Raw genomic sequence first — 21,548 nt, 5'->3', positions numbered from 1 at the left:
AATTAATCAGTTAAATATAATATTTCAAAACGTTTCTTATCAGCAAGCGACTGAGCTTTAGGAGCTTCCGGATACTCCAGTAATAATGGCAAAAACAAGCTGCCTCCAATCACAATACGACTATTTTCGTTTTTAGGACGCAATCCCCATATATTTTGATAGGTCATAGCCATTAAGGTACTTTCTTTATTATGAACGTTGGGATAATTACCTATATATAAAAATACATGTCCTTCAATATGTATTATAGTAAAAAAAGGTTTTCCATTTTTAATTAGATAAGATAATCTTTCTAACGGAGTGGCAGCACTCATATCAACTGCATAAAAATTTTCCTTAATAAATTCTGCCTGAGCACCTGAGTTTCTAGGTAGCCATATACCAAAAGGTGTAAAAAGATTTTTTAATTCTGCAGAACAATCATTATAAAAATACATATTTCCCCAACCATAAGGTCTACCTATTAAACTACTCATAAGGTTTGCCATATTATGCTGAGTAAAGCTTAAAGGCATAACTTCAACATTTTCATTAGGTACTGATACATGTTTAATAATAGCTCGATTATTTTCTACTACTGGTATCATTAATTTTTTATTTGAGGTATCTTTACTATCTACTATAGGAAATACCGATCCTATATAAGCAGTAAATAAAGACCTGCCATTTAAATCTATAATATTTGTATTTGTTTGAGTAATCGCACCAAGCTTTAATTTAGCTGCTTTTTGCCAATTATCTATAAACCTGCTTGATGCTTTAGCGATGCCCCTACTTTCTACCCAAGTTAAAAACGATGAAGGGGCTATTACTAAAGACCAATTTTTATCCATAGTAGTTCCAACTACATATAGAGGTGTTCCTGCCCAAATAGCAGTTTCTTGAAGATTGTCGAAAGGATATCCTTGTCCAGCAATTTTATTGCTGTAAAAATGTACATCATTTGTTGGCAATGCTCTAGCATGTAAATTATCAATAGCTATAGCTCTATTATTAGGGTTATAATCTAAATTAGCGAATTGAGCTATATTCATATTATAAGTAATTTGATCAGCCCAAGCAGGTGAGTAAGGACGATAATTTTCAGCATAACCTATATCATTTTCTGCTTTTTTACCTCTATTGCTATATTTACTCACTATTTCTTCTTGTATAGATACTATATCTTCCGGAGAAGTTTTATGCAGAACTAAATTAACAAAATTTTGATCCCACGGAGATAATTTACCATATTTATACTCATAAAATAATTTAAAATGTCTCTGCTGCGTATCTACAGCTAATAATGGAGTATTATAATTAGGATCATTAGGATTTAACCAAGTAGAAACGTTTTGGTCGTATTTCTCTAAAGGGAATAACGTTAAAACTTCTTTGCCTTGAGACAAATTTTTATTATTAATTGAATTACAGCTCATTAATAAGCAAGAGGCTACTATTGATAAAATAATATATTTTTGCATTAAGATTAACCAATAAATAAAAGCTAAATAATAATTATCAGATTTATTAATGCAAGTAATATTTGAAAGCTACTTTTAATCATCTTTAAAGCATAATTATTATTTAATCTTTTTTAAAACTCATCTAAGATATATTTTTACTTGAGAATATAAAATATTCACCTTATTATCCTGTTAATATTAATATAATAGTTTTAAATGAAAAAAGTAGTAATATCAGGCATGGTAGGCAATGCCTTAGAGTGGTATGATTATGCATTATATGCCCAATTTGCTTATATTATAGGTCAGCATTTTTTCCCTGATTCTGAAATGCGTGATACTCTAACTTTTGCAGTATTTGCTGCAGGTTTTATAGTACGTCCTTTAGGAGGTATCATTTTTGGTAATATCGGTGATAGATTCGGTAGACGTATTGCTTTAGTAGTCGGCATTATAACTATGGCAGTGCCAACTGCTGGAATAGGTTTACTCCCAGGATATAAAACTATTGGGATTGCTGCACCTATTATTCTAACTATTATAAGACTAATTCAAGGATTTTCCTTAGGCGGTGAATTTAGCGGCTGTATTTCTTATATAGTTGAGCATGCTTCATTTGAGCAAAGAGGGCTTGCGGGTAGTGCCTCATTCGTTAGTATGTGCGGGGGCATGCTACTTGGGCTTATAACCGCTGCTGGTTTTTCGTATTTTATGCCGGCTGATATGTTATTTGAATGGGGATGGAGAATACCTTTTATTGCTGGATTATTCATTAGTTCGGTAGGTTTATATATTAGGAAGAATCTATCAGAAAGCCCTATATATAAGAAAGCTAAAGAGAGCGGTAGGCTAGCACGTTTTCCTCTACGGGAAACCTTAACAAAATACCCAAAAGAGCTAATCGTAGCACTTGGACTTTATATTACTGTAACTGCACCTTTTTATACTTCGACGGTTTTTATCGGCAATTTTATGCAAACTCTTGGATATACTAACCAACAAAGCGTTATTGTAAGTAGCGTAATATTAGTTGTTATGATGGTAGTGTTTCCAATATCGGCTTATATTTCAGATAGAGTAGGGCGTCGTCCTGTACTAATATGCGGTATTATTTTACTAATTCTATTAGTTTATCCTATTTTCATTTGCCTTGGATCAATGAATTTTGCTTTAGAAATCATCTCACAAATATTATTTGCCGGAATTATTGCTGTTTATATGGGACCTATACCGACAGTGCTAGTAGAAATATTCCCAACTAGCGTAAGGTTTACCGGTGTTGCACTTTCATATAACCTTGCTGCTGCTATATTTGGCGGTACTGCTCCGATGGCAGCAATGTTATTAATGAAAATGACCGGCGACAATTACGCAATCTCATATTATTTAATTGCACTTGCTTTAGTATCCTCTATAATCCTGAGATTTTATAAAGAGACATATAAAAAGAATTTGGTGAATTAATATGAGTGAGGTTTTTGAAGTACCTGGCGGTGAAGAGAAAGTATTATTACATACTTGTTGTGGTCCTTGCGTTGGTCCTTTAATGGAAAAAATGATGAGTAGCGGTATTAATTTTACGCTATTTTTTTATAACCCTAATATTCATCCTAAGCAAGAATATGAATTGCGTAAGAATGAAAATATACGTTTTGCCGAAAAGCATAATATCGAATTTATTGATGCTGACTATGATCCGCAAAACTGGTTTAAACGTGCTAAAGGCTTAGAGTTTGAGCCAGAAAGAGGCAAACGCTGCTCTATGTGCTTTGATATGCGTTTTGAGCGTACGGCTTTATACGCTCATGAAAATGGGTTTAAAGTCATTAGTAGCTCGCTTGGTATTTCCAGATGGAAAGACATGAACCAGATTAATGAATCGGGAGTTAAAGCATCATCACATTATGAGGGTATAACTTACTGGACTTATAATTGGCGTAAAGACGGTGGAGCAAGTCGTATGTATGAAATTGCTAAAGAGGAGCATTTTTATAAGCAAGAATTTTGCGGCTGCACACCATCGCTTCGTGATACTAATAAATGGCGAGTAGCTAACGGTCGCCCGAAGATCGAGATTGGTAAAGAGTATTATTAGGTGTCATTACGAAGATGGTTTGTTCCTTGGCATCCCACAGATCGGCTTTGTTGCACGACTCGAAAAACGTCCATGTTGTCATACCGTGGCTTGACCACGGGGTAACAAGGGGAAATGATCCACGCAGGCAAACCACTACGGTATGACAAAGGAAACCGATTGACTTTTTTGTTTGAAGTAGTTAAAGCTATTTTGGGGTGTCGAAACCTTTTGTAGTATGGTGGATGCATCAGCCATAAAATGGTGCAATCCTTGTTGTTTGTATTTTTTATTATTTCTGGATCCCATGATCAAATCTATAATACCGGACTATCGGACAGTTTTTATTCTATGTCATTCTTGCGGAAGCGGGAATCCAGCATAAAGCGAGATACTTAAGCTTTTAATTTTAAAAGCTTGCTGCTTTTATGTTTATTTTTCTAGATTCCTGCTTCTGCGGGAACGACATATAAGGTCACCTATACCTGAATAAAATATAACATTTTTTTAAAACTAACTATCTGGCACTATAGACTTGGTTACGGGATGACGAGTAGATAATTATATATAGTAAGAGGTGAAACTGTCCCAAAATTCAGGTGTATTGCCTATATCAGAAACATGCACATTATCTTCTATATTTTGACTCGTACCAGCAAAATATTCGCAAATATTTTTTGCTAAAGGAGCTATTACCTCTAACGCATAATTAAAACCATATACAACTGTATTATAAAAACTATTACTACTTTTTACAGGTAATGTGTCTTCTATCATCATAAAAATGTCTATACTTTCTAATAAATCTTCTATCATCATTAGTGGCTCTATACTTGTACTTGTAAAATTTTGTTCTTTATTTTTCATAAAAATTCCTTTAATATAAGTTAATTAATTATTAGTAAAGGCATTATACATAGTTTCAATGTTCATGTCAATATATATTATTAACAAATTAATAACTATTTAATAATCTGCTTTTATGAAATAAAGACCGCAAGCAGGGGCGGTAGGACCGGCAGCTTTTCTATCTGCTGCCTCTAAAACTTGCTGCATTTGTTCAGCTTGCCAAATATTTTTACCGACTAATACTAGGCTACCGACTATATTACGCACCATGTGATGTAAAAAAGAGGGGGCAGAAAAATATAATTTTATTTCCTCATTTTCCTTTATAATATCAAGATTTGTTAAGGTTTTGATGGGAGATTTTGATTGACAAGAGCTAGCTCTAAATGAAGTAAAGTTATGTTTACCTAAAAGATATAAGCTACTTTTTTGCATAGCTGAAATATCTAACGGCACACTAATCCACCAAACACGATCAAAATCAATTACTGATGGGTAGGGTCTATTAAGAATTCTATATACATAATGACGTGCTATTGCGGAAAAACGTGCATGGAAATTATTGTCTACCAATTCACAATTACACACTCCTACTATATATGGTCTTGTAAAATAATTAATGGCTCTGATAATTTTATAAGGTTCAAAATATTTTGAGAGATCAAAGTGTGCTATTTGACCTATTGCATGAACTCCAGCATCAGTTCTACCTGATCCGAATAATGTTACTTGCTCACCAGAAAATTTATAGATCGCTTCTTCTAATATCTGCTGTACCGACATTACTCCCGATTGTCTTTGCCAACCCGCAAGATTCGTGCCTAGATATTCAACACTAATTTTATATCGATACATAGTTTTACAATTATCATGCGGTGGTGAGATCTACTCGTTGCATGGCTTCTATGTCATTCCCACAAAGTATTGCCCGCATGGATCAATTTCCCCTCTGTCATCCCGCGGCGGCGTTGCCCGCGTGGATCGAGAGTCGTCATTGCGAGGAGCGAAGCGACGTGGCAATCTCAGGAAATAATGATGAGATTGCTTCGTCAAAACTTACAGTTTTTCCTCGCAATGACGAGAAAATGATCTACACAACAATGCCTCCCCACGAAAGCGGGAATGACATACAGGGCATTTTCCAAGCTATACAACAACCTAGCAACTAGATAACAGTTTAGATTTAAGCCTCTAACAAATCAGAAGGGTTACCATCACCACGTTTTCCACCGCTTCTAAAGCTATTAAGCTTTTTGGATCTGATAGGATGTTGTAACTTTCTTAAGGCTTTTGACTCAATTTGTCTTATACGTTCTCTAGTTACTTTAAATTGCTGCCCTACTTCTTCAAGCGTATGATCAGTATTCATACCTATTCCAAAACGCATTCTAAGCACCCTTTCTTCACGAGGCGTAAGGGTTGCAAGCACTCTAGTTGTAACTTCACGTAAATTTGATTGAATTGCCGCATCAATCGGTGCTACTGCGTTTTTATCTTCAATAAAATCACCTAAATAACTATTATCATCACCATCCCCTACCGGATTTTCAAGGCTAATCGGCTCTTTAGCTATTTTCATAACTTTTCTTACCTTATCAATCGGCATAGAAAGTCTTGCTGCTATTTCTGCTGGAGTTGGTTCATAACCAAGCTCATTAAGCATTTGTCTTGAAGTTCTGATTATCTTATTAATTGTTTCGATCATATGCACAGGAATACGTATAGTTCTTGCTTGATCGGCAATCGCTCTTGTTATTGCTTGTCTAATCCACCAAGTTGCATAAGTAGAAAATTTATAACCACGGCGATATTCAAATTTATCAACCGCTTTCATAAGTCCTATGTTACCTTCTTGAATTAAGTCTAAGAATTGTAAGCCTCTATTAGCATATTTTTTAGCAATAGATATTACTAAGCGTAAATTCGCCTCTATCATATCTTTTTTCGCTTGCAACGTTTGTCGCTCACTTTTTTGGATAGTATTTACTAACTTTTTAAAATCATTAACTAGAAGACCGGTATTAATCTCTATCGCTGATAATTCAGCAATCATCTGATCTATATACTCCGATTCTTTAGTGAGCAATTCTTTCCAACCAGCTTTCTTATTTTTCAGCATTTTTTCTTTCCATGCTGCATTAATTACGGCTCCTATATATTCATCTAAGAAGTTCTGACGAGTTATTCCGTATTTTTCAGCAAGCTTTAAGAAGGCTGTTTCTTTATTTATTAAATCACGATTTATCCCATACATTTCAGATAAAATTTCTTCTGTTCTTTTAGAATTAAAATGTATTTCTGAAACTTCGCTAATTAATAGTTCTAAATTATCATTATATTTTTTACTATTTTGTAATATTTTTGGATCAGCAGACTTTTCAAAAGATTTTTTAGTTTCAATTAATAATTCCTCACAAATAAAAGCGATTTTTTTCATCCGCTCTATAATATTAGGCAATATCTGTGTTTCTACTTTAGACATTGATAAGATATTTTCTTCATGATCGTGATCCTGCTCTTCTTCTTCATGATCACTATTATGATCGTCTTCACTTTCCGAATTCTCATCATCATGCATCATATTAGATTCTAGATCTATGAGATCACGCAGTAACATATTATTCTCATTAACTAAATCCGCATACCACTTTCTAAACTTATCCATAGCAATAGGACTTCTACATAATGCAGCGATCAATGTTTTGCGACCTTCTTCAATTCTTTTTGCTATTTCAACTTCGTTTTCACGAGTAAGTAGATCAACCCCTCCCATATCTTTCAGGTAAAGCCTTACCGGATCATCGGTAGTACCTATATTTTCTTCCTCTGTTTCATCTTCAGGTTCATGATCAATATTGGTGGATATTTTAAAACCTTCTTCCATTTCCATGTCATCAATCTTAATTGCGTCATCCTCGTTAGTATCTAAAATATCTACTTCCGCCTCGGAAAATCTAAACATAACTTTATCTATCTCTTCTACAGATGTCCCATCAGGAAGAGCTCTATTTATATCATTATAAGTAACCGAACCTTTTTTAGATTTAGCTTTTTTTAGTAAACTATCTATTTTATTTAGATTATTATTATCTGTATTTGTCATTAAATACCTATGGAATTAAGCTGATTAAGTTATAATAATATTTTATTGTGAAACCGCCATAAATCACGATTTCTACAGTTTGTTATTTGCTATTATCAATAATATGATTAATAAAAGATTCATTTAAGTCTTGTAATTCACTTGCAATCTTTAAGATTTCTTTTTTATAAAACAAAACTTTCTCATAATCATCAATGTTAGTTATAACATATTCTTTTGTAATATGTGCATATTCTTGCTGTAAATTTAATAGATAATATCTTTTGTATAACCATTGCCATAATAAATCTAAGCGAACATTATCTTTATTAAATGCTATATCTAAGAATAAGTTGTCTGCTTCTGATAATAATAAAAAAATATCAAAAAAGCTAGTTTTTTCCACAATTGCGGCAATTTCACCTGCCTCTACAGCATTATCAATAATCTCACTTAAGTACCAATTACGGAATTCTTCAAGTAGTTTATTACTAAAATTTAAATTTAATATAAATTCTTTAATTTCGAATTCTTGTAATATTTGCGGGAATTTTATTAATAAAGCACAAAAAGCATGCTCTAATATTTCAAGCTCTGAATAACCGCTACTAAGAGGCAGCAAGTTTACATTTTTAGCTACAGTCTTTTGCTGTTTTGTAACTAAATTTTGCCATATTTGATCTTTAAAAAACCTATAATAGCTAGCTCTTAAATTACTATCAGATATTTTACTGCAATAATCTTTTAAATTCTTTTCTAAATTAGCTTTATCTTCTGCTGTTTTAAAATTTTTACCAGCATATTCTATTTGCCAAATCATTTCCGATAAGCTTATCCTTGTATCTATAAGCTTTGTAAAAAAATCCGCACCATTTTTATTTACTGCATCATCAGGGTCTAGCCCGCTAAGTAGCCTAATAAAAGAAATTTTCTTTTCACTATTAATAAGCGGCAAAGCTAAATTAATTGTCCTAACGCTTGCCTTTATTCCAGCATTATCTCCATCAAGACATAATATAATTTCATCTCCTGCTCGCCATAATTTGTGCAAATGATTTTCAGTAACACTAGTGCCAAGGCTTGCTACTGCTTCACTAAATCCTGCTTGATGCAGAGAAATAACATCGAAATAACCTTCTACTAAAATCGAGTAATTTTTTTTATAGCTACTGCTTATGGCTTTATGCTCACCATAAAGAGTTTCGCTTTTTTGGAATACTACAGTTTCCGGCGAATTCAAATATTTAGGTAGACCTTGCCCAATTACTCTACCCCCAAAGCCTACTATTTTATTGTAAATATTTCTGATAGGAATAGTTATGCGATTTGAAAATAAGCTATATATTTCGCCATCTTCTCTTTTTCCTATAAGACCTGCTTTTCCAAGTTGCACATTTGTTATATTTTTATCATGAAAAAATTTCTCAAATTTGTTACCTCTAGGTGCAAAACCGATTGAAAATTCCTTTATTGTCTCATTAGTAATATTTCTTTCATTTAGATAGTTTAATATTTCAGGTGTTAATTGTGATTTAAAAAACTTATTGGCAAGTTCAAGAATATTTAAAATCTCGTCTGATTCTTCATAAAACTCTTTTTGCTTCTGGGTTAATTTTGGTATTTCTATACCATAATCGGTAGCTAATTTTATAGCAGAATCGCTATAAGATAAACCGCTAACATTGGAGGTAAATTTTATAACGTCACCTGATGCCTTACAACCAAAACAATAAAAAAATCTTTTACTATCACTAACTGTAAAAGATGGGGTTTTCTCTTGATGGAAAGGGCATAAACCTACATAATTACCGGATTTTCTAGTTAAAACTACCTTTTGACGCACTACATCGGATATGTTAATACGATTTCTTAAAACTTCATAAAATTCCGGTGCAAGCTTCATGTTTTAAATAATATAAGAAAGGATAGCTGTAGAAAAACAATAAGTAAGCGGAATTGATAAATTATCATTAACTTTCAAATCCTTTGAATAAAATTCAATTGCTGTAGTTGCTATAGAACTTATAATAATAATAATAAAACTAGTATTAAATCCTAAGTAAAAATACACTAATATACTTATAAAAATTGCGGATAGCAAGAATGCTGTAGAGCCTGCAAAAGACTTACCATTATTTAAACTATTGCCTATTTTTGTACCAACAAGAGCTGCTAGACAGTCAGAAACAATTAAAATCAGCCAGGAACAAATTGCCAAATTTTTAGGAAAAAGAAGAGCTGTTAAGAAAAAACCAAGCATCATAAAGCTAGAGCCACTTAAGGCAAAAGAGCCATTACTTTCATCTGCTCTCATAATTTTTGTAAAAAACTTAGTTACAAACTCACTAATTTTAATGCTACTATGACGTGATATATCTAAATACAAAGTCGCAGCAGTTACTATAAATAATAGTATAGTAATAGAGGTTCTTGAGATAAGTATATATATTAAAGGTAGTATTATAGCAGATAAATGAAAAGCTTTACGCTTTTTTTCAAAATCAAAATCTTCAATGTTCATGAGGTTAATAATTTATTTTTAGGTATACGAAAGATAATAAAGATGATATAATATCATACTAAAATTACCAATTTTACACAATAACAATATGATATGATGGCAAAATGATGGCAAAATTTCCTATCACTGACCAAGGCTTTGAAAAATTAGAACATGAGCTTAAGCATTTAAAACATGTAGAGCGTAAAAAAGTTAGCGAAGATATAGCAGAAGCACGAGCACATGGCGATTTATCCGAAAATGCTGAATATGAAGCTGCACGTGAAAAACAAGCATTCGTAGAAGCTCGTATTAAACATCTGGAAGATATAACAGCAAGAGCAGAAATTATAAATGTTGCTAAATTGTCAGGTGATAGCATAAAATTTGGTGCTACTGTCGTGTTAATAGATGACGAAACTGAAGAAGAAGTTATGTATCATATCGTTGGTGAATATGAAGCTGATATAACTAAGAAAAGAGTTTCTATTGCATCTCCTATAGCGAAAGCTTTAATTGGCAAATCAGTAGGTGATATTGTGGAAGTTATGACCCCTGGCGGCGTTAAATCCTACGAAGTTGTAACAATAAAATATGAAGAATTAGTATTTTAATTGTTTTAGATATGTCTTATTCTGGATCAGAAATTTGTCTAAGGTTATGCTTACGAAAAAAAGATTACTCTGATCCACCCAACAAATCTCATATCATATCAAAATTAAAATCTTTTTTTAAAGTAGCTATACATCCAAAATTACATTATTTTTCTTGCTATTGCTTTTTGGTTTGAATAGTATAACCTGTGGTTGTTATAACCACAACTAATATACTATAAAAATAAAAAGGAAAATATATATGAAATATAAATTAAATGTGGTACTACATGTCCTCCTGTTAATGGTATTCCCTGTATTGTAATATGCCCTCCTTCTTCATATAGCTATGATTTCTCTCTTCCTAAGGATTTTAATATAAAAGCTCCAGCACCAAGCATTAGAAGTTCTAGTAATTGGGCAAGTGCAGGGCATACAACTAATAATTCTAACTATACTCCTTCAATACCAGCCCCGTTTATATCAAGTTTACCTAAATACGCCGTGAGTACTAACGCTTCAGAAAATAACTCTCCAAAAAATACTAGGCTAACTTCAAAACCTCAGTTCCAATCTCTATTGGAAAAAATTAACAATCCTCAACATGGAAGATTAGTACCTGAAAAAGTAATAAATCTCAGTAATAACAATTTGCAAAATGGTGATATACTTTTATTAGTTTAAAAGTTACAATATCAAGCGTTGAATTTAGATTTATTAGATTTTAGTAAAAATCAAATTAGTTTTACAGGGGTAGAAAATATATTATATTCTTTCCATTTTGATGCTCCTAATGGTAGATATATTGTAACTATGAATTTATCTAACAATATTATCGGTGATGATGGTGCAGAGTACATAGCTACCTCCCTTAAATGGGGAAGATATCCTCATTTAAAAGCTCTCGATGTTTCTGGTAATCAGATTACTCCTGCCGGTCATGGATACATTGCTCAGGCTTTAAAGGCTGTGAATCAGACAATAGCAGTTACGCTTGTTAAGTCAAAAGAAGTCTCTAAGGCAATTTTAAAAGAAACTATGAAGGGTATGTTGTATATAGCTAAAAATAATGGAATTACTACGAATGAAATGCTCACCAATGATCAAACTGTAGAGTATTGTAAGAAAGGAGGCATTAATGTCTTGAAAAATATTATATGGGGTGGAATTTACATGCAATACTAAATTAGGCAGAGCAGTAGATTTAGCTGAATTAGATATGGGTACCATAATGAAAGATGTTGTAGTACAAATAGCTAATCCTTTGAAAAAGCCTTATGCTTTTGTTTGTACGACAGAAGAAATAATTTTTAGTGTGAGAGATGAGGATTTTGCCAATTGTTTAATTGGCGTTAATAATCTATTAGAGGAATAATGATAAAAATTTTTATTAACAGTATAACTAAAAAAATATTTAATTTTAAAGGTAGATCTAATATAAAAGAATACTTTATTTTTATATTTTTTGAGATAATTATTGTTGGAGCTTTACTATTAGCTGAAAGAAAATATGGGAGAACAGATTTTCTAACTTTAATAGCTGGAATAGTCCTAATTGTATACTTATTTGCAAATACATCTTTGACAGTACGAAGATTACATGATTGTAATTTATCAGGGTTTTGGTTTTTGCTGGGTATTATTTTTTCCCCTCTTATAGGGCTGTTGCTTTTATTTATTAAGGGTACATCTGGCTCAAATCGTTATGGTAAGCCTCCTATGGATTGAAAAATTTGAGACAAAAAAACAGGTAAGTTATGCTTTATGAGTAGAATAATGTCAGTTGTTTAGTTGGTGGAGTTATTTTTTCTTTTATTGTGTCAGTATGATTATAATAATTTATCTTATGATACAAGATGGATCTATCCGAAGAGGAGTGGAAATGTCAACAACAACATCTATTTTCTCTTGGTTAATATCGATATTTCAATGGTTAGTGTTATTATGTATTAAGGGGGTACTTCTGGTTCTAATCATTATGGTAAGCCTCCTATTAATTAAATAGTTCTGTACTTTAAATAGTTATTTGATTAATATTACCTGTTATTAAAGCTTTCTTAAAAATGGAATTCATTACTATACCAACTCCTATAGATTATCAAGATAGCTTAATGTTAATGGAAGATTATGTTAACAAAGTTATTGATGGTGAAGCACCGGAAGCAGTCTATCTAGTTGAGCATTTAGATGTATATACTGCCGGCACTAATTATAAGCAGGAAGAATTATTAAACCATAATAATATTCCTGTTATTTATATTGGTCGTGGCGGTAAGTTTACCTTTCACGGAGCTGGACAGCGTGTTATTTACCCTATCCTTAATTTAGCCTTACCGAATCGTACAAAAGACTTAAAGCTATATGTAAGAATGCTTGAAGAATGGATTATAAATAGTCTAGATATTTTTGGAATAAAAGCATATATTATAAAAAATAAAGTAGGTATTTGGGTAAAAACAAATGATGATATTCCATCAAAAATTGCTGCGATAGGAGTGAGAGTACGGAAATGGGTTACATATCATGGCATAGCCATAAATATTTCAACAGACTTAAGCAAGTTCAACGGAATTATTCCTTGTGGTCTTGAAAATTCTTTAGTAACATCTCTAAATCAACTAGGAGTTTATATTGAAATGACTGAATTTGATAAAATTCTTCAAGCTGAATTTATTAAAATATTCAAATGATACGAAAAATTGCCCTTACAATTTTAACAATATTTGCTATTTGGGCTAGCGGTTTTGTTTATTGTCCCAAATTTGGGAGAAAAACCCCGCACTTGCAGTGCGTCGTTTTAACATATAGAATGTAGAGATGCAGTATTACAAGAAGATAAGCCACACAGTTTACGATTGCACTTATCATATAGTATGGGTGACTAAATATCGATATAATATATTGGTTGGTGATATTGGTAGGAGAGTCAAGGACCTAACCCAAGAGATATGTAAGGATAATGGAGTAGAGATATTAAGAGGGAAGATAGCTTCAAATCACGTACATATCTATGTATCTGTGCCACCTTATCAAAGTATTAGTAAGGTGGTACAGTATCTAAAAGGAAAGAGTTCAAGGAAGATTCAGCAGGAATTTCCAGAATTACGGAAACAGTATTGGGGTAAACACTTATGGGCTGTTGGATATTTTGTCAGAACCACAGGCAATGTGACTGACCAAATGATCAAGGATTATATTGATAAACATGAATCGAGAGATGATAAGTTTGGAAACTTTCAAGTTGAAAACTAGCTATAGCTAAGGCATTGATGCCATAATCTTAAGCCCTGCATTTGCAATGCAGGGTGGTTAACTATTTATATCTGGTAAACTCTTATAAACCAAGTAGTAATACTGCTAATGCAATAATAGTATTCGCTGGCGGAGGACACAAAATTGAAACCGGAATTGCTTTACTAAAAGCTGGATATGCACCTATATTATTTATTACCGGCATTGAAACTTCCGATCAGCTAAAAAATCTACTAAAAGAAAATAACGTTCTAGAACAGCAAGTGATACTTGCTCCAAATAAAATAATGTCGGAAGACGATTATATTAAGAAAGCCTCAGATTTTATTTTAAAGTATAATATTACTTCTGTGCGTTTAGTAGCTTATAATTACGATATACCCTCTATAGTGAACAACCTTACAACAGCTATCTCATCTTCTAATAATAATATTTATATAGCTCCATATCCTGTTATTGCTAAACAACAAAACTATATGACGTTAATTAAACACTACAATAATTATTTATTAAGTTTATAAATCGCTTATCTACTCTTTATTAGATATATACTTATAATAGAAAATCTTATATAATGCTTTCCTATTAGTTACAAGATGGCATTATGTCTGATAAAATAAAGCATGATAAGTTTTTCCAAAAGGCTTTATTCTTGCCTACTACTTTGGCATTGTTGCGTAGTTCAAAAAACGTGTTCGGTGTCATACCGTGGCGGCATTGTTTCATAGATCGGAAAACGCCCTCGGTATCATGCCGTGGCTCGACCACGGCGTCCAGTAGTTTAAATTAAAAAGGCATTTTAAAACCTGGTGGCAAACTCATACCGCTTAAAGCACCTGACATAGAATTTTGTGAATCTGCATCACATTTCTGTTTTGCATCATTAAAGGCGACTTTAATTAAATCTTCTAACATCTCTTTTTCTTCTGCTTTTAGCAGGGATGCATCTATTGAAACCTTTTCGACTTCACCTTTGCCGGTTGCTATGATCTCTACAAGCCCACCTCCTGCTTTACCAGTATATCTAGTATTTGCCATTTGCTCTTGTGCTTCTTGCATTTTTTTCTGCATTGTTTGAGCTTGTTTTAAAAATTGATTAAAGTTTACCATAATTTTATCCTTTAATTTTTAAGTAGAATATCCATAATTTTTGCATCAGGAAAGTGTTTTTTTATTAAACTAAAACCATCACCTGACTCAATTTTATCTGTTAATTGACTTTTTAGAGTCGTTTGTTGCTGCTCTTTCAATATTATAATTTCGATTTTTTCATTACTAAAAGCAAACAATAAATTTTCTATTTGTTTCTTTATTTTGCTTGTTATCTCAGAACTCACAATTTCTAATTTATTATCATAAAAATTTTTAAGCTCTATGCTATTTAATAAGAAATAATATATTTCTATTTCATTATTTTCATAAAGATACTTAAGAAAATCTACAATTTCAAATTTTTTTTTTATTTCTTCAGTAGATGGCTGTTTTAAATCTCTATTATCACTCGGTGAATCATCCAATGGTAACGAGGCTGAATATATTGATTTTATAATCAACATTTCAGTTTCAATAAGTTGATTATAGGAAATTTTGATTTCCGCTACCCCTTTACTATATATTTGCCATAAAATTGATAAATGCGGGAAACTAATTTTACTCAAAATATTTTTAATTCTATCATTAAATGACTCATATAACGGCATACTATAGCTAGGCAACATTTTTACTTTACTAAGATAAGCTATAAATTCTGATACTGATTCTATAAATGTTTCAAGATTAACTGAAGAAGAATAAAGCTTATTTATTAGAGAAATACTATTTGCGATATCTCTATTAACTATATACTCACTAAATTCTAGTATAACATTATTGTCGACAAGCCCAAGCATCTGATTAATCGCTTGTCTTGTAATCATACTATCAGATTTAGCGGATAAACTAGCTGCCTGATCTAGAATAGATACCGCATCACGAGCAGAACCATCTGATTTATAAGCTATTACTCTTAAAGCTTCTATATCTGTTTTTAGACTTTCTTCTTTAACTATATACTCAAGTAGCTTAAAAATTTCTTCAAAGCTAAGACGTTTTAAATCATATCTTTGGCATCTTGAAATAATCGTTGCTGGGATTTTCTGCACTTCGGTTGTTGCAAAAATAAATATCACATGTGGAGGCGGCTCCTCTAAAGTCTTAAGAAGTGCATTAAAAGCACCTTTAGAAAGCATATGCACTTCATCAATAATAAATATTTTATACTTTCCTTGCAGCGGCTTATACTCAGCTGACTCTATAATTCTGCGTATATCATCAACGCTAGTTTTACTTGCCGCATCGATTTCAATTATGTCAGAGTGGTTATGGTTGTTGAAACTAACGCAATTTACACATTGCTCACACGTCTTAATATCATTACCTTGAGTAATTAAAGCAGAGCAGTTTACCGCTTTAGCAATAATACGAGCGGATGTAGTTTTACCGACTCCCCTAATACCTGTTAAAAGATACCCACCAGCTAGGCGATTATTCAGGATAGTATAACTTAAGACTTTTACAAGTACCTCTTGCCCATGCAGCTCAGCAAAGCTACTTGGACGATATTTCCTAGCAAAAGGGATATATTGATTATTTGAATTTATATCGGTCACGATTTAAATTTTAGAAATTATCGTCATTGCGAGCGACTGCAAGGAGCGTGGCAATCTCAGGAATTTTATACTCTTGCTTTACGAGATTGCTTCGTCAATTACTTCGTAATTTTCTCGCAATGACGGAAAACTGTTACTAGTAGTGACCCAGCGAATCCTACTCTGGCTGCTTCCTCTCGGACCTGACCAACTAAATAAGCACGATGCCCACTACTAGCATAATTAACATAACCTTTTTAGCTAGAAGAAACAACATATTTTTTTTCTATTTCTGATTTTGTTAACCTATTAGGTGGACCAAATATTTCAGGATTTTTTAACTTAAATAAATCTTCATCAAATTTTTGTACTTTGACTATATTATCAAATTTAATGGTTACTACATTAGTATCCTCAAATATTTTAAGCAACTCAATTTGTTTATTAGCTTTATTTAAAGTAATTTCACTATGTCGTTCTGTTACTTTGTGATAAATATTAATCCTTGAGAACTCTTTTTCATTAACAAATGATTCAACTACAAAATCTTTGTCGAAATTTTCATTATCCTCAAGTAAAAAATTAAATATATTTTCATCCCTAGCAATACGGCTTACTTGCTCCATATCATAATCATACATTGATACAAAATTTTTAGTACCTACTATAATTATAGGGAAAGGAGGGTAATAATTACATCTGAAGTTATAAGGCTTACTGATCAATAATTTTCCTTGAGTTATATTACCTTTAGAATCTTCTTGTGTAAAATCTACTGCAATCGATTTCATCGTACTCAAATATGTTTTTAGCTCTAAAATAGCCGCTTTATCATCTGATCCAAATGCCGCAATCGAATTTGTAAAAATATAAACGATAATTAAAAAAAATATCTTTTTTATTTTCATTGTTTTATATTGTAAATTATGTTTAAAATACCTTAGTTATATACTTAAAACAAATAGTATTTATGAAAATTGTTGCCTTAAGAGAAAAAGTAAAGCACGAAACACGAGTTGCTATAATGCCTGAAGTAGCTAGCCTTTTGGTTAAAAAAGGCTTTGCCGTTACTGTCGAGAAAGATATAGGGGTTTATGCTGGCTTTCTTGATGAAGAATATATAGCAGTAGGTGCTAAAATATCGGCTGTACCACTCGAAATTATTTCTGATGCTGATATTATATTAAAGGTTCAACCATCGCCTGTTAGCGATAAATATAGCGAGCTTGAATTTGCCAAAAAAGGGGCTGTTATTATCGGGCTTCTATCGCCTTATTTGAATCACGAATATATCAAAGCAGCAGCTAAAAAAAATCTTACTAGCTTTGCAATGGAATTAGTACCAAGAATTACCAAAGCTCAAAATATGGATGCTCTATCTTCACAAAGTAACCTAGTAGGATATAGAGCGGTAATTGAAGCGAGCTATCATTATACCAAAGCTTTTCCAATGATGATGACAGCAGCAGGCACTGTTTCACCTTGTAAAACTCTAATACTTGGTATCGGTGTTGCAGGGCTACAAGCAATTGCAACAGCAAAAAGACTTGGTAGCGTCGTTGCAGGATACGATGTAAGATCTGCAACAAAGGAACAAGTAGAGAGTTTAGGGGCTAAATTTGTTTCGCCAAAACTGCAAGAGGATCTACAAGATAAATCAGGTTATGCTGGGGAAAGCTCTGAAAGCTATAAAGTCAAGCAAGAAGAGTTTTTAGCAAAAATCATTAAAAACTATGATATAGTTATTACTACTGCACAAATTCCTGGAAAAAAAGCACCTTTGCTTGTTACAGACAAAATGCTAAAATCAATGAAGCATGGATCGATTATTGTTGATATAGCAACCGCAACGGGTGGAAATGTTGAAGGCTCGGAACTCGATAAAATCATTACTAAACATGGCGTTACTATAATAGGCTTATCAAACCTTGCTGCTAAAATTGCAACTGATAGCTCAAAATTATATTCTAAGAATTTATATAATTTTTTAAATTATGCACTCCAAGACGGCAAACTTAATATGGATGATGAGTTAGTGCAGTCTATGTTGGTTACTAAGGATGGCAAAATTGTGAACGAGAAGTTTGGGTAAATAGGCTTTATCTGTGTCATCCCGTGGCTTGACCACGGGATCCAGCATAAAGCGAGATAAATCGAGCTTTTTTTATTTGTATTTTTTATTATTTTACTGGACCACGTGGGCAATGCCTCCACGGGATGACACAGTAGGCTTAACTCACGACGTTAAACAACATTTTAAGAGAAAAAATATGAATCAATTACCAATAATAGCTAAGCAAGCTAGTGAAATTGCCCAAAATACCCAAGAACTATCAGATAAATTAAAAGATTTAGTGATAGATGGCAGCTCGCAAGTTGCAGCTTCTACTATTGATCCTTTAGTGTTTGCTGTAACAGTTTTTGTACTAGCTTCTTTTGTAGGCTATTATGTAGTATGGAAAGTAACTCCAGCATTACACACTCCACTTATGTCAATCACTAACGCTATTTCAGGTATTATAGTGTTAAGTTCTATGATAGCAGCAAGTAGTAGTGCTTTTGGTTTTTCTGGCTTGCTAGGGATTTTTGCAACGCTGCTTGCATCTATCAATATCTTTGGCGGATTCATAGTCACAAAAAGAATGCTAGAGATGTTTAAAAAGAAATCTTAATTGATTTTTCATTTTGTTTTACGATCAAATAACCCAGTCATAGAGTAAGCTAGTACGCTGAAAATGCAAATATATAAAATAGGGAATAGGGTAAAATTATATTTTTTTATTACCAATAGACATACATAATTAGCAGTACCAGACATTAGCATCGAGCCTATAGTATGCCCAAAACTTATGACACGATAACGCTCTCTAACTGCAAAAGATTTAATAACCACGCTATGAGCAAGAGCATTAAACGGAGCAACTGAAGCAGCTAGCATTAAGCTAGCAAAAAGCCCCAAATTAGTCATTTGATACTCTACCGCTATCGTAAAAATTATACTTGCTATAATGGTAGATATGAGGGCAGTTTTTAATACTATATTAACACGAATACGATCGGCAATAAATCCGGCGATTGGCATAAAAACAGCAAAGCATAATACTACTAATACCGAAAAGGAACTCATTATAACGCCGGTTGCAGGCAGCACAAGCGGTAAATATTGCTTCATGAAAATGATCGCAATTTGATATGTTGCCCCAAAACCTCCTGCTAAAAATATGAGAGGCAAAATATTCTTCCATTGTTTTCTGATCAAAACATTAAATTTTTGAATAGAATTATTATTACCAGCCTTTTTAAATTCAGGGGTTTCATCGAATTTCTGACGATAATAAAGAGTTACAAGCCCTAATGGTACGCTTAATAAAAATGGAATACGCCAACTCCAATCAGGAAAGATATGTGCATTAAAGAAGTTAGTTACCCCAATTCCCGATAATAATCCAATAACTCCTGTACATCTAGTGATAGCTGAAGCGGTAAATTGGTATTTTGGACCTAAATGTTCAATAACGTAAATTGCAGCACCATCATACTCACCTGCAATAAATATGCCTTGCATAAAACGGCATAAAACAAGGATTATCGTACTCCAAACTCCAAGGGTAGAGTAGTCAGGTAATAACCCTATTATTAAGGTAGGGATTATAATGCCAATAATCGTGAAACTAAGAGCTTTTTTTCTGCCATATTTATCACCTATACGCCCAAATATATAAGCTCCAAGAGGCTTTGACAGATATGCAACAGCATATACAGCAAAAACATTTACAAGTTTTGTTAATTGATCCGTAGCAGGGGAGAAGAATTTTTCAGCAATAATTGCAGCAGAAAATCCGTATAGGCTATAGTCGTAATATTCAATGATGGTACCTAAAAAAGCACCAAGCACTTTATTAGCAGATTTTTTTTGTTTCATTTTAGAGGTGTAATGTTATTTTCGGTGTCATCCCATGGCAACTTCACTTCTGTCATCCCGTGATTTATTCACGGGATCTAGTAAAAGAATACGAATATTAAAAGCTCGATTTCTCGCTTTATGCTGGATCCCGTGGTCAAGCCACGGGATGACAAATGACCGCTTTAGTCGTTACTTAAAATCCTTCAAAGACCTTTATGTAAAGGTGGACTTCATATATCTAAACTTAAATGAGTATTAGACAGGGACGATGTCCTAAAGTTAGTGGTAGTCCTAGGCTAATATTAAGCTCACGAACCAAGCAGCCAAACGTTAATATATCACTTTTCCATCTTGCGTGCAAGGTTTTCTAGATAACCTGCTATAGTGGATACGGTTTCTGCAAATTTTTCTTCGTCTTGGGAATTTTTTTGAAGACTATTGGTCTCAATCTTATTAGCAAGATGTGTTATTTCGGATTGAGCATTAAGTAGGGCTATAACAAGCAACAAATCAAATGATGCAGCAGGATTTACTGCTTTGATTTCGCTTATTTTTTCATTTAATTTATTTGCTAAAAATAATAATTTTTCCTCTTCACCACTATTACAATATAATTGAAAGTTTTTATTATTTAATGTTATCGTAACAATTGCCATAATTATTTTTGTAATTTTTTTATTTCTTCAAGTTCATTAACATAAATGTTAATCTGATCTAATATTCTTACATAATCATTTCTTAGTTGATTATTTTCATTTTGTAATCTATGGATCTCATATTGATTATTTGCAAGCACATTTAATAGATTATCAAGCCTATACTCTACTTGTTGCATTAAGCTCATTAATATTTCATTATTCATTTTTTAAGCTAACTCTATAAATGGATAAATTATTATAATAATAGATAACATTACAATAGACATAAATATCAACTGCTTCTTATATCTATAATTTACTAAGGCTTTATTTTTATTTCTACTTAATAATTTTTCTTGTTCATTATTTTTTTTAGTTTCTAACTGCTCAGCATTACGATCTCTTATGTTAAGGTAATCTAAATATAATTTTAGGTAACCTTTTACATATACTTCCCCTGGTAAAACATCTAATTTCCCTTCTTCTAAAGCTATTAAATATTTTTTTCTAATTTTTAAACCTAGAGATACTTGGTTTAAGGTTTTACCCAAATCTAATCTGGTCTGCTTAAGCATTGATGGCAT

The 21,548-nt window shown here is 32.5% G+C and carries 25 protein-coding genes and 1 other RNA gene; 12 read left to right on the top strand and 14 right to left on the bottom strand.

Going from position 1 to position 21,548, the window contains the following annotated elements:
• Positions 1-2: 2 nt before the first annotated feature.
• Positions 3-1,463 (bottom strand): SH3 domain-containing protein, encoded by a 1,461-nt coding sequence (locus AAGD54_RS09030; RefSeq protein ID WP_341794651.1) that lies wholly within the window; start codon positions 1,461-1,463, stop codon positions 3-5.
• A 198-nt stretch (positions 1,464-1,661) separates the two neighbouring features.
• Between AAGD54_RS09030 and AAGD54_RS09025 the strand changes: the two genes are divergently transcribed.
• Together AAGD54_RS09025 and AAGD54_RS09020 are read left to right on the top strand one after the other, a co-directional pair.
• Positions 1,662-2,909 carry a metabolite/H+ symporter gene (locus tag AAGD54_RS09025; RefSeq protein WP_341794650.1) on the top strand — a complete coding sequence of 416 codons (1,248 nt, stop codon included), beginning with the start codon at positions 1,662-1,664 and terminating at the stop codon, positions 2,907-2,909.
• A 1-nt stretch (position 2,910) separates the two neighbouring features.
• Positions 2,911-3,540, top strand: coding sequence for an epoxyqueuosine reductase QueH (locus AAGD54_RS09020; RefSeq protein WP_341794649.1), 630 nt, complete (start codon positions 2,911-2,913; stop codon positions 3,538-3,540).
• A 540-nt stretch (positions 3,541-4,080) separates the two neighbouring features.
• Here AAGD54_RS09020 and AAGD54_RS09015 read toward each other — a convergent pair.
• From AAGD54_RS09015 to AAGD54_RS08995, 5 genes are all read right to left on the bottom strand, one after another.
• Positions 4,081-4,386, bottom strand: a complete 306-nt coding sequence (locus AAGD54_RS09015; protein WP_341794648.1) for a hypothetical protein — start codon at positions 4,384-4,386, stop codon at positions 4,081-4,083.
• A 99-nt stretch (positions 4,387-4,485) separates the two neighbouring features.
• On the bottom strand, positions 4,486-5,223 hold the full coding sequence (gene truA / locus AAGD54_RS09010; protein ID WP_341794647.1) for a tRNA pseudouridine(38-40) synthase TruA: 738 nt from the start codon (positions 5,221-5,223) through the stop codon (positions 4,486-4,488).
• Between the two features lie 328 nt (positions 5,224-5,551).
• A complete protein-coding gene (gene rpoD / locus AAGD54_RS09005; RefSeq protein ID WP_341794646.1) occupies positions 5,552-7,471 on the bottom strand; it encodes an RNA polymerase sigma factor RpoD in 1,920 nt (639 codons plus the stop codon).
• Between the two features lie 82 nt (positions 7,472-7,553).
• Positions 7,554-9,353: a DNA primase gene (dnaG, locus tag AAGD54_RS09000; protein ID WP_341794645.1), complete on the bottom strand. Its 1,800-nt coding sequence runs from the start codon at positions 9,351-9,353 to the stop codon at positions 7,554-7,556.
• Positions 9,354-9,356: 3 nt separating this feature from the next.
• Positions 9,357-9,971, bottom strand: a complete 615-nt coding sequence (locus AAGD54_RS08995) for a diacylglycerol/polyprenol kinase family protein (RefSeq protein ID WP_341788554.1) — start codon at positions 9,969-9,971, stop codon at positions 9,357-9,359.
• A gap of 104 nt (positions 9,972-10,075) precedes the next feature.
• Here AAGD54_RS08995 and greA point away from each other — a divergent pair, with 104 nt between their 5' ends.
• The 8 genes from greA (at position 10,076) to AAGD54_RS08955 (ending at position 14,316) form a co-directional block, all read left to right on the top strand.
• Entirely contained in the window at positions 10,076-10,564 is a 489-nt protein-coding gene (gene greA / locus AAGD54_RS08990) for a transcription elongation factor GreA (RefSeq protein WP_011476749.1), read from the top strand.
• A gap of 483 nt (positions 10,565-11,047) precedes the next feature.
• On the top strand, positions 11,048-11,227 hold the full coding sequence (locus AAGD54_RS08985; RefSeq protein WP_341794644.1) for a hypothetical protein: 180 nt from the start codon (positions 11,048-11,050) through the stop codon (positions 11,225-11,227).
• 18 nt (positions 11,228-11,245) lie between these two features.
• Positions 11,246-11,728 carry a hypothetical protein gene (locus AAGD54_RS08980; RefSeq protein ID WP_341794643.1) on the top strand — a complete coding sequence of 161 codons (483 nt, stop codon included), beginning with the start codon at positions 11,246-11,248 and terminating at the stop codon, positions 11,726-11,728.
• Complete coding sequence (locus tag AAGD54_RS08975; RefSeq protein WP_341794642.1) at positions 11,706-11,918, top strand: hypothetical protein; 213 nt, start codon at positions 11,706-11,708, stop codon at positions 11,916-11,918. The genes AAGD54_RS08980 and AAGD54_RS08975 overlap by 23 nt, the downstream gene beginning before the upstream one ends.
• Positions 11,918-12,271 (top strand): DUF805 domain-containing protein, encoded by a 354-nt coding sequence (locus tag AAGD54_RS08970; protein WP_341788557.1) that lies wholly within the window; start codon positions 11,918-11,920, stop codon positions 12,269-12,271. The genes AAGD54_RS08975 and AAGD54_RS08970 overlap by 1 nt, the downstream gene beginning before the upstream one ends.
• A gap of 335 nt (positions 12,272-12,606) precedes the next feature.
• Positions 12,607-13,233: a lipoyl(octanoyl) transferase LipB gene (gene lipB / locus AAGD54_RS08965; protein WP_341788560.1), complete on the top strand. Its 627-nt coding sequence runs from the start codon at positions 12,607-12,609 to the stop codon at positions 13,231-13,233.
• Positions 13,234-13,360: 127 nt separating this feature from the next.
• Positions 13,361-13,795 carry an IS200/IS605 family transposase gene (gene tnpA / locus AAGD54_RS08960; RefSeq protein ID WP_341794258.1) on the top strand — a complete coding sequence of 145 codons (435 nt, stop codon included), beginning with the start codon at positions 13,361-13,363 and terminating at the stop codon, positions 13,793-13,795.
• A gap of 53 nt (positions 13,796-13,848) precedes the next feature.
• Positions 13,849-14,316 (top strand): YdcF family protein, encoded by a 468-nt coding sequence (locus AAGD54_RS08955; RefSeq protein ID WP_341794641.1) that lies wholly within the window; start codon positions 13,849-13,851, stop codon positions 14,314-14,316.
• Between the two features lie 265 nt (positions 14,317-14,581).
• Here AAGD54_RS08955 and AAGD54_RS08950 read toward each other — a convergent pair whose 3' ends face one another.
• From AAGD54_RS08950 to AAGD54_RS08935, 4 genes are all read right to left on the bottom strand, one after another.
• Positions 14,582-14,905: a YbaB/EbfC family nucleoid-associated protein gene (locus tag AAGD54_RS08950; RefSeq protein WP_016948420.1), complete on the bottom strand. Its 324-nt coding sequence runs from the start codon at positions 14,903-14,905 to the stop codon at positions 14,582-14,584.
• An 11-nt stretch (positions 14,906-14,916) separates the two neighbouring features.
• Entirely contained in the window at positions 14,917-16,443 is a 1,527-nt protein-coding gene (gene dnaX, locus AAGD54_RS08945; RefSeq protein ID WP_341794640.1) for a DNA polymerase III subunit gamma/tau, read from the bottom strand.
• Positions 16,444-16,571: 128 nt separating this feature from the next.
• An RNA gene (gene ffs, locus AAGD54_RS08940) (signal recognition particle sRNA small type) lies at positions 16,572-16,665 on the bottom strand.
• 14 nt (positions 16,666-16,679) lie between these two features.
• Entirely contained in the window at positions 16,680-17,324 is a 645-nt protein-coding gene (locus AAGD54_RS08935) for an outer-membrane lipoprotein carrier protein LolA (RefSeq protein WP_341795212.1), read from the bottom strand.
• 68 nt (positions 17,325-17,392) lie between these two features.
• Here AAGD54_RS08935 and AAGD54_RS08930 point away from each other — a divergent pair, with 68 nt between their 5' ends.
• Both AAGD54_RS08930 and AAGD54_RS08925 read left to right on the top strand, forming a co-directional pair.
• Entirely contained in the window at positions 17,393-18,514 is a 1,122-nt protein-coding gene (locus tag AAGD54_RS08930) for an NAD(P) transhydrogenase subunit alpha (RefSeq protein WP_341794639.1), read from the top strand.
• A gap of 178 nt (positions 18,515-18,692) precedes the next feature.
• Positions 18,693-19,094 carry an NAD(P) transhydrogenase subunit alpha gene (locus tag AAGD54_RS08925; RefSeq protein ID WP_341794638.1) on the top strand — a complete coding sequence of 134 codons (402 nt, stop codon included), beginning with the start codon at positions 18,693-18,695 and terminating at the stop codon, positions 19,092-19,094.
• An 8-nt stretch (positions 19,095-19,102) separates the two neighbouring features.
• Here the strand turns inward: AAGD54_RS08925 and AAGD54_RS08920 are convergent, their stop codons facing one another.
• From AAGD54_RS08920 to AAGD54_RS08905, 4 genes are all read right to left on the bottom strand, one after another.
• Positions 19,103-20,344 (bottom strand): MFS transporter, encoded by a 1,242-nt coding sequence (locus tag AAGD54_RS08920; protein WP_341794637.1) that lies wholly within the window; start codon positions 20,342-20,344, stop codon positions 19,103-19,105.
• A 320-nt stretch (positions 20,345-20,664) separates the two neighbouring features.
• Positions 20,665-20,982 carry a cell division protein ZapA gene (locus AAGD54_RS08915; protein WP_341788566.1) on the bottom strand — a complete coding sequence of 106 codons (318 nt, stop codon included), beginning with the start codon at positions 20,980-20,982 and terminating at the stop codon, positions 20,665-20,667.
• Positions 20,983-20,984: 2 nt separating this feature from the next.
• Positions 20,985-21,188: a hypothetical protein gene (locus tag AAGD54_RS08910; protein WP_012151542.1), complete on the bottom strand. Its 204-nt coding sequence runs from the start codon at positions 21,186-21,188 to the stop codon at positions 20,985-20,987.
• Positions 21,189-21,191: 3 nt separating this feature from the next.
• Positions 21,192-21,548, bottom strand: a complete 357-nt coding sequence (locus AAGD54_RS08905; protein ID WP_341794636.1) for a helix-turn-helix domain-containing protein — start codon at positions 21,546-21,548, stop codon at positions 21,192-21,194.

The organism is Rickettsia endosymbiont of Rhinocyllus conicus (assembly GCF_964026465.1).
GTDB lineage: Bacteria > Pseudomonadota > Alphaproteobacteria > Rickettsiales > Rickettsiaceae > Rickettsia.
The sequence above is the reverse complement of the archived record's forward strand: the minus strand, read 5'-3'. Positions and strand labels throughout refer to the sequence as shown.

What these genes read in the sequence shown, in the direction of transcription:
- AAGD54_RS09030 (WP_341794651.1), bottom strand. Translation starts at nt 1,463, where the DNA reads ATGCAAAAATATATTATTTTATCAATAGTAGCCTCTTGCTTATTAATG.
- AAGD54_RS09025 (WP_341794650.1), top strand. Translation starts at nt 1,662, where the DNA reads ATGAAAAAAGTAGTAATATCAGGCATGGTAGGCAATGCCTTAGAGTGG.
- AAGD54_RS09020 (WP_341794649.1), top strand. Translation starts at nt 2,911, where the DNA reads ATGAGTGAGGTTTTTGAAGTACCTGGCGGTGAAGAGAAAGTATTATTA.
- AAGD54_RS09015 (WP_341794648.1), bottom strand. Translation starts at nt 4,386, where the DNA reads ATGAAAAATAAAGAACAAAATTTTACAAGTACAAGTATAGAGCCACTA.
- truA (WP_341794647.1), bottom strand. Translation starts at nt 5,223, where the DNA reads ATGTATCGATATAAAATTAGTGTTGAATATCTAGGCACGAATCTTGCG.
- rpoD (WP_341794646.1), bottom strand. Translation starts at nt 7,471, where the DNA reads ATGACAAATACAGATAATAATAATCTAAATAAAATAGATAGTTTACTA.
- dnaG (WP_341794645.1), bottom strand. Translation starts at nt 9,353, where the DNA reads ATGAAGCTTGCACCGGAATTTTATGAAGTTTTAAGAAATCGTATTAAC.
- AAGD54_RS08995 (WP_341788554.1), bottom strand. Translation starts at nt 9,971, where the DNA reads ATGAACATTGAAGATTTTGATTTTGAAAAAAAGCGTAAAGCTTTTCAT.
- greA (WP_011476749.1), top strand. Translation starts at nt 10,076, where the DNA reads ATGATGGCAAAATTTCCTATCACTGACCAAGGCTTTGAAAAATTAGAA.
- AAGD54_RS08970 (WP_341788557.1), top strand. Translation starts at nt 11,918, where the DNA reads ATGATAAAAATTTTTATTAACAGTATAACTAAAAAAATATTTAATTTT.
- lipB (WP_341788560.1), top strand. Translation starts at nt 12,607, where the DNA reads ATGGAATTCATTACTATACCAACTCCTATAGATTATCAAGATAGCTTA.
- tnpA (WP_341794258.1), top strand. Translation starts at nt 13,361, where the DNA reads ATGCAGTATTACAAGAAGATAAGCCACACAGTTTACGATTGCACTTAT.
- AAGD54_RS08950 (WP_016948420.1), bottom strand. Translation starts at nt 14,905, where the DNA reads ATGGTAAACTTTAATCAATTTTTAAAACAAGCTCAAACAATGCAGAAA.
- AAGD54_RS08930 (WP_341794639.1), top strand. Translation starts at nt 17,393, where the DNA reads ATGAAAATTGTTGCCTTAAGAGAAAAAGTAAAGCACGAAACACGAGTT.
- AAGD54_RS08925 (WP_341794638.1), top strand. Translation starts at nt 18,693, where the DNA reads ATGAATCAATTACCAATAATAGCTAAGCAAGCTAGTGAAATTGCCCAA.
- AAGD54_RS08920 (WP_341794637.1), bottom strand. Translation starts at nt 20,344, where the DNA reads ATGAAACAAAAAAAATCTGCTAATAAAGTGCTTGGTGCTTTTTTAGGT.
- AAGD54_RS08915 (WP_341788566.1), bottom strand. Translation starts at nt 20,982, where the DNA reads ATGGCAATTGTTACGATAACATTAAATAATAAAAACTTTCAATTATAT.
- AAGD54_RS08910 (WP_012151542.1), bottom strand. Translation starts at nt 21,188, where the DNA reads ATGAATAATGAAATATTAATGAGCTTAATGCAACAAGTAGAGTATAGG.
- AAGD54_RS08905 (WP_341794636.1), bottom strand. Translation starts at nt 21,548, where the DNA reads ATGCCATCAATGCTTAAGCAGACCAGATTAGATTTGGGTAAAACCTTA.